Source organism: Pelomicrobium sp. G1, from assembly GCF_051905455.1.
Classification (GTDB): domain Bacteria; phylum Pseudomonadota; class Gammaproteobacteria; order Burkholderiales; family UBA6910; genus Pelomicrobium.
Map to the genome: position 1 here is coordinate 208,676 of NZ_JBQACR010000004.1, position 6,714 is coordinate 215,389.

7 protein-coding genes and 1 tRNA gene are annotated in these 6,714 nt (G+C 66.9%); all 8 read left to right on the forward strand.

Annotated features, from left to right (window positions below; all coding sequences use genetic code 11):
• Positions 1 to 33: 33 nt before the first annotated feature.
• The 8 genes from ACTFO6_RS06360 to ACTFO6_RS06395 all read left to right on the forward strand — a co-directional run bounded on the left by ACTFO6_RS06360 (position 34) and on the right by ACTFO6_RS06395 (position 6,514).
• The gene (locus ACTFO6_RS06360) at positions 34 to 906 is read left to right on the forward strand and encodes an energy transducer TonB (RefSeq protein ID WP_439933611.1); all 873 of its coding nucleotides are present in this window, start codon (positions 34 to 36) and stop codon (positions 904 to 906) included.
• Between the two features lie 34 nt (positions 907 to 940).
• Positions 941 to 2,233 (forward strand): Tol-Pal system beta propeller repeat protein TolB, encoded by a 1,293-nt coding sequence (gene tolB, locus ACTFO6_RS06365; RefSeq protein ID WP_439933612.1) that lies wholly within the window; start codon positions 941 to 943, stop codon positions 2,231 to 2,233.
• 30 nt (positions 2,234 to 2,263) lie between these two features.
• Positions 2,264 to 2,812 carry a peptidoglycan-associated lipoprotein Pal gene (gene pal / locus ACTFO6_RS06370; RefSeq protein ID WP_439933613.1) on the forward strand — a complete coding sequence of 183 codons (549 nt, stop codon included), beginning with the start codon at positions 2,264 to 2,266 and terminating at the stop codon, positions 2,810 to 2,812.
• A complete protein-coding gene (ybgF, locus tag ACTFO6_RS06375; RefSeq protein ID WP_439933614.1) occupies positions 2,809 to 3,738 on the forward strand; it encodes a tol-pal system protein YbgF in 930 nt (309 codons plus the stop codon). The genes pal and ybgF overlap by 4 nt, the downstream gene beginning before the upstream one ends.
• 13 nt (positions 3,739 to 3,751) lie before the next feature.
• Positions 3,752 to 4,399, forward strand: a complete 648-nt coding sequence (gene queE, locus ACTFO6_RS06380) for a 7-carboxy-7-deazaguanine synthase QueE (protein WP_439933615.1) — start codon at positions 3,752 to 3,754, stop codon at positions 4,397 to 4,399.
• A 15-nt stretch (positions 4,400 to 4,414) separates the two neighbouring features.
• Entirely contained in the window at positions 4,415 to 5,101 is a 687-nt protein-coding gene (queC, locus tag ACTFO6_RS06385; RefSeq protein ID WP_439933616.1) for a 7-cyano-7-deazaguanine synthase QueC, read from the forward strand.
• Between the two features lie 140 nt (positions 5,102 to 5,241).
• A complete protein-coding gene (locus ACTFO6_RS06390) occupies positions 5,242 to 6,369 on the forward strand; it encodes a YeeE/YedE family protein (RefSeq protein WP_439933617.1) in 1,128 nt (375 codons plus the stop codon).
• A gap of 69 nt (positions 6,370 to 6,438) precedes the next feature.
• Positions 6,439 to 6,514 (forward strand) — tRNA-Lys (locus ACTFO6_RS06395).
• Positions 6,515 to 6,714 lie beyond the last annotated feature (200 nt).

Genomic DNA, 6,714 nt, shown 5'->3' on the forward strand with positions numbered 1-6,714 from the left:
GGAAGCGTCCGGGACAGCCGGGGGAACCCATCCATGGCGGAGGCGGTCGCAGGCCCTGAACCTGCCATGCTTTCCAGGCCCGATCCCGAGACTTCCGAACGGGAACCGGGGAAAGTGCGCGCCGCGCTGCTCGCCTTCGGCGTGCACCTCCTGTTCCTGGTATTTCTCATGGCCGGCGTGAGCTGGCGGGCGGAGCCGCCTGCCCCGGTCCAGGCGGAGCTCTGGGCGGGCCTGCCGCCCCAGCCGGCGTCCAAGGTGGAGGCGAAGCCGGAGCCGCCCCCCGTGCCCAGGCCGGAGCCGAAGCGTGAGCCCAAGCCCGAGCCCAAACCGGAGCCCAAGCCGGCGCCGGCCAGGGCGCCCGAAAAGCCGGACATCGCCCTCAAGGAGAAGCAGGAACAGGAGCGCCGGAAGAAGGAGGAGGAGCGCCGGCGGCTAGAAGAGGAAAAGCGCAAGCAGGCGGAAGCCGAGCGCAAGCGGCAGGAGGAGCTGGAGCGGCAGCGGGAAGAGGAGCGGCAAAGGGCCCTGGAGGAGCAGGTGAAGCGGGAGATGGCGGCCCTGGAAGCAAAGCGGGCCCAGCAGGAGGCCGCCGCCCGGGCCGAGGCCCAGCGGCTGGCCGCCATCGCCAGCCTGCGGGACGAGTACATCCACAGGATCCGGGAAAAGGTCAAATACAATATCGTGATGCCTCCGGCGGTGCCCCACGATGCGGAGGCCGTGTTCGAGGTGGTGCTCCTGCCGAGCGGGGAAGTCTTGAGCGCGCGGCTCACGAAGACGAGCGGGGTGCCCGCCTACGACTCGGCGGTGGAGCGGGCGATCAAGAAGTCGGAGCCCCTGCCCCTGCCGCCGGACCCGGCCCTGTTCCCCCAGTTTCGAACCCTCACCCTGAAGTTCCGCCCGGCGGAATAGGTTTGTCGAACTGTCTGATACAATTCGGAGTTACATGAAGCCAGCCGTTCGTTCGATCCTTTTGCTTGGACGGCTCGCGCTCCTGGCCCTGCTCGTGGCGGCCAGTCTTCCGGCGCGGGCGAACCTCACCATCGAGATCATCGGCGGTGGGGCGACCCAGATCCCCATCGCCGTGGTGCCCTTCGCCCGGGAGCCGATCCTGCCTCAATCCGTCACTGAGGTGGTAGGGGCGGATCTCGCGCGCAGCGGCCTGTTCCGCCTGGTGCCGCCCGGCAACAACCGGCCGTCGGAGCCGAGCGAGGTGCTCTACCCGGAATGGCAGTCCCGGGGGGCGGAGGCCTTGGTGATCGGCTCGGTCGCGCCGCTCCAGGACGGCCGGTTCGAGATCCGTTTCCGCCTCCTGGACGTGCTCAAGCAGCAGCAGATCGCCGGATTCACCTATACCGTGAGCCCGGCCCAGCTGCGCTTGACCGCCCACCGCATCGCCGACGAGATCTACGAGCGGCTGACCGGCGACAAGGGCGTGTTTTCTACCCGCGTTGCCTACGTGGTGCGCCAGGGCAAGCGCTACGAGCTGCAGGTGGCGGACGCGGACGGCTTCAATCCCCAGACGGTGGCGGCGTCCAACGAACCCATCATCTCCCCGGCTTGGTCTCCGGACGGCACCCGCCTCGCCTATGTGTCCTTCGAGAACCGCAAGCCCATCGTCTACGTCCAGAACCTGCTCACCGGGCAGCGGCGCGTGTTGGCCAACTACCCCGGCTCCAACAGCGCTCCGGCCTGGTCCCCGGACGGCAGGCGCCTGGCGGTGGTGCTGACCAAGGACGGCATCTCCCAGATCTATCTCATCAACACCGACGGCACGGGGCTCAAGCGGCTCACCCATTCGGGCGCGATCGACACCGAGCCCAGCTTCTCGCCGGACGGGGAGTGGATCCTGTTCACCTCGGACCGAGGCGGCAGCCCCCAGATCTACCGCATCGCCGTGAACGGCGGCTCCACGGTGCGCTTCACCTTCGAGGGCGACTACAATGTGTCGCCCCACTACAGCCCCGACGGCAAGAGCTTCGTTTTTATCACCCGGCGCGCCGGCCGCTTCAACGTGGCGGTCCAGGACATGGTGACCGGCCAGGTGCAGGTGCTCACCGATTCGCGCCTGGACGAGTCCCCCACCTTCGCCCCCAACGGCAGGATGATCCTCTACGCCACCGAGGCGGGGGGGCGCGGGGTCCTCGCCGCGGTATCCAGCGACGGGCGTGTGCGGCAAAGGCTTACGGTCCCCGCGGGCGACGTGCGAGAGCCGGCTTGGGGTCCCTTTGTTCAATAATCTAAACCTGATCTGAGAAGGAGAGACGCGATGATGAAGAAGACCGCTTTCACCCTTGTGCTCGCTGGATTGCTGGCCGGTTGCGCCAGCACGCCCCTCGAGGAGCAGAAGCCCGCCGCGGTGGAGGAGCGGGCGCCGGGCGCCCAAGCCCCCGGAGCCGCGGCCCAGCCCGGCACCACCGACACACGGCCCCTGGGCGGCGCCGCGGTGGCCGCGGATCCCCTCAAGGATCCCAGCAACATCCTGTCCAAGCGCAGCATCTACTACGACTTCGACAGCTTCCTGGTGAAGGACGAGTACAAGCCCATTGTCCAGGCCCACGCCAACTACCTGCGGCAGAACGGGGATCGCCAGGTGATTCTCCAGGGCAATGCCGACGAGCGCGGCAGCCGGGAGTACAATCTGGCCCTGGGTCAGAAGCGCGCCGAGAGCGTGAAGAAGATGATGGAGCTCCTGGGCGTGAGCGGCTCGCGCATCGAAACGGTGAGCTTCGGCGAGGAGAAGCCCCGTTGCACCGAGCAGACCGAGGCCTGCTGGGCCCAGAATCGCCGCACCGACATCGTCTATCGAGGTGAATGACCGTGATGCCGATGGGCCGTGATGCTCGTGCCGCCCGCCGATCCCGGGCGGCGTGGACGGCCGTCGCGCTGGCCCTGTGGGCCACCAGCGCCGGCGCCGGGCTGTTCGAGGACACCGATGCGCGCAAGAAAATCCTGGAACAGCAGCAGGAAATCCGGGAGCTCCAGGCGCGCAATGGGGCGCTCATGGAGCGCATCCAGAAGCTCGAAGAACAAGCGCAACAGAAACCCCAGGGACTGCTCGATCTCTACGCCCAGCTCGAGCGGCTCAACGCGGAGCTCGCCAAGCTGCGGGGCCGGATCGAGGAAGTCGCTCACGCCGTGGACCAGAACGCCAAGCGCCAGCGGGATTTCTACGTGGACCTGGACAACCGGCTGCGGCGGCTCGAGCAGCCCACCCCCGTCGGGGCGGCCGGGGCGCTGCCCGGCGCCGCCACACCCACGGGAGAGCCGGCGGCGGCAGGTCCTGGGACGAGCCCTGCCGCTTCGGCGCTGCCGCCGGTGGCCGGGGCGCCCGCCCCAGCGGTGGCTTCCCCCGCCCCGGTGGATCCGGCGGCGGAGCAACGGGCCTACGAGTCCGCGTTCACTCTCTTCCGCCAGGCCAACTACCCGGCGGCCATCGCGGCCTTCAACAATTTCGCCAAGACCTACCCCCAAAGCCCCTTGGCGCCGAGCGCCCTGTACTGGGTGGGCAACGCCTACTACGCGATGGGCGACTTCAAGAACGCCATCGCGGCCGAGCAGCGCATGATCGCCGCCTATCCCACCGCCCAGAAGGTGCCCGATGCCCTGCTGGTGATCGCCAGCAGCCAGCAGGAACTCAAGGACACGGCGGCGGCGAAAAAAACCCTGGAGGAACTGGTGCAGAAGTATCCTCTGACGGAGGCGGCGGAAAAGGCGAAGCGACGGCTGGCCAGCCTGCGGTGATCCCGCCCCTGCAGTGACCCCTCCTCGGCTGCGCGTTACCGAGATCTTCCACTCCCTCCAGGGGGAGACCAGCCGGGTGGGCCTTCCCACCGTATTCGTGCGCCTGACCGGCTGCCCCCTGCGCTGCGTCTGGTGCGACACCGAATACGCGTTCTACGGCGGAACGCTCATGACCATTCCCGAAATCCTGGAGGCAGTGGGCGGCTACGGGACCCGGCGCGCGTGCGTGACCGGGGGCGAGCCCCTGGCCCAGAAGGCGTGCCTTGCGCTTCTCACGGCCTTATGCGATGCGGGGTACGAGGTGTCCCTGGAAACGAGCGGCGCCCTGGATGTGTCGGCGGTGGACCCGCGCGTCGCCAAGGTGATGGACCTGAAGGCGCCCGGGTCGGGGGAGGAGGCCAAAAACCGCTGGGAAAACCTGGCCCACTTGACGCCCCGGGACGAGCTCAAGATCGTGCTCGCCGACGAGGCCGACTACCAATGGGCGAAACGGGTCCTGGCCGAGCGCCGGCTGGCCGACCTCTGCCCGGTGCTGTTCTCCCCGGTCTACGGCCGCCTGGATCCCGCCCGGCTCGCCGAATGGATCCTGCGGGACCGCATCCCGGTGCGCCTGCAGATCCAGTTGCACAAACTGCTCTGGGGTGAGGCGCCGGGCCATTGAGGGGGAACGCCTGCGGTGGCTCAAGCCGGGAAAAAAGCGGTAGTGCTTCTCTCGGGCGGGCTCGACTCCGCCACGACCCTCGCCATCGCCCGAAGCGAAGGCTACGACTGCTACCCATTGAGCGTGGACTACGGCCAGCGGCACGCCGCCGAGCTGGAAGCCGCCCGCCGCGTCGCCCGCTCCTTAGGTGCCCGGGCGCTCAAGACGGTGAAGCTGGACTTGACGGTCTTCGGCGGCTCGGCCCTGACCGACGCCTCCATTCCCGTCCCGGAGGCGCCGAGCGAGGGCATTCCGGTCACCTACGTTCCGGCCCGTAACACCATCCTGCTGGCGCTCGCCCTCGCCTACGCCGAGGTGCTCGGGGCCCAGGACCTCTTCATCGGCGCCAACGCCATCGATTATTCGGGCTATCCCGACTGCCGGCCGGAGTATCTGCAGGCGTTCGAGGCCCTGGCCAACCTGGCCACCAAGGCGGCGGTGGAGGGACGGCGCCTCACCCTCCACGCGCCCCTGGTGCACCTCTCCAAGGCGGAGATTATCCGACGGGGCGCCGCCCTGGGGGCGGATTACGCCCTCACGGTCTCCTGCTACCAGGCCACCCCGGAGGGGCTCGCCTGCGGGCGCTGCGACGCGTGCCGCCTGAGGCGGGCGGGCTTCGAGGCGGCGGGGTTGCCGGACCCCACCCGCTACCAGCCGGGCTGAACCGCCGTCCATCGAACGGAGTTATGGCCGCGCGAATTTTTCTGATGGCTACAGAACGGCCATCTTATTAGAATTTTTCCAATTACTACTTAATTGGCCGGCGCGACAGGTCACGGGCCGGCCCCATTGGAGGGGCGATCATGGAATTCACCATTCACCATCAGGTCCTGCTAAGCATTTTCGTGATCGCCGCGATCATGGGGGCGGTGGTCTACAAGACCAATTTCTGCACCATGGGAGCGGTTTCCGACTGGGTGAACATGGGGGACACGGGGCGCATGCGCGCCTGGGTGTTCGCCATGGCCGTCGCCACGCTGGGGGTGCTCCTGATGGAGACGTCGGGCCTCGTGAACCTGTGGCAGGACACCTTCCCTCCTTACCGGACCGCGAACTTCGCCTGGCCCCGGTACGTCCTCGGGGGGCTGCTCTTCGGCATCGGCATGACGCTCGGCAGCGGCTGCGGCAACAAGACCATGGTGCGGGTGGGAGGCGGTAACCTGAAGTCCCTGGTGGTGCTGGCGGTCGCCTCCCTGGGCGCCTACCTCATGATGTGGACCTCCTTTTATGAAAAGGTCTTCCACCCCTGGGTGGAGCCCCTCACCATCGATCTGGCCAAGTACGGGGTGGGGAGTCAGGAAGTGGCCACGGTGCTCGCCGGCATGGTGGGGCTCGAATCCGCCGGCGCCGGCCATCTGGTGATCGGCTTCCTCGTGGTGGCGGGGATGCTCGCCTTCGTCTTCAAGTCCCCCGACTTCCGCGGAAGCTTCGACAACGTGCTGGGCGGGGCGGTGGTGGGCCTGGCCATTGTCGCCGGATGGTTCATCACCGGCGGTCCCATCGGGGAAAAGTGGAAAGAAGCCGCCCAGATGGCGATCGAAATCCCGAGCCGGGTGCAGACCCAGTCCTACACCTTTGTGAGCCCCATGGGCGACGCGGTGCGCTATCTCCTGGAGCCCACCAATTTCGCCCTGGTCAATTTCGGCCTCATGACCCTGACGGGGGTCATCTTCGGAGCGTTTCTCTACGCGGTGGCAAGCCGCAGGTTCCGCATCGAGTGGTTCGCTTCGTTCAAGGACTTCGCGAACCACGTGGTGGGCGGCGCCCTCATGGGCGTGGGCGGCGCCCTTTCCATGGGCTGCACTGTGGGCCAGGCGATCACCGGGATTTCCACATTGGCCATTGGCTCCTTCATCACCTTCTTTTGCATCGTGATCGGCGCCGCCGGCACCATGAAGTACCAGTACTGGCGCATGATGCAGGAGGCCTGAGGCGCGCGGTTTCTCCCGGCGCTTTCCTTGACGGAAAAAGCGCGCCGCCAGTAAAATGCGCGCTTTTTCGGGCGGTTAGCTCAGCCGGTAGAGCAGCGGACTTTTAATCCGTTGGTCCGGGGTTCGAATCCCCGACCGCCTACCACGAATCAATGGCTTGCGAGTCTTTCGCGGCCTATCATGTCTAATATCTGACAAACTGTCTAGAACCTATCTCAAAATTGCCTTAGCAGCATGGTGATACACGCTAACTGCACGAAACCCAGGAAGTTTGCGGCGTAGTATTCCCAGCGAACCAAGAGGCGGCGCTTCCATTGCAACCAGGCAATGAACCTCTCCACGATC

Excerpts from the sequence above, each read along its gene's own strand:
- ACTFO6_RS06360 (WP_439933611.1), top strand. The coding sequence starts at position 34 with ATGGCGGAGGCGGTCGCAGGCCCTGAACCTGCCATGCTTTCCAGGCCC.
- tolB (WP_439933612.1), top strand. The coding sequence starts at position 941 with ATGAAGCCAGCCGTTCGTTCGATCCTTTTGCTTGGACGGCTCGCGCTC.
- pal (WP_439933613.1), top strand. The coding sequence starts at position 2,264 with ATGATGAAGAAGACCGCTTTCACCCTTGTGCTCGCTGGATTGCTGGCC.
- ybgF (WP_439933614.1), top strand. The coding sequence starts at position 2,809 with ATGACCGTGATGCCGATGGGCCGTGATGCTCGTGCCGCCCGCCGATCC.
- ACTFO6_RS06390 (WP_439933617.1), top strand. The coding sequence starts at position 5,242 with ATGGAATTCACCATTCACCATCAGGTCCTGCTAAGCATTTTCGTGATC.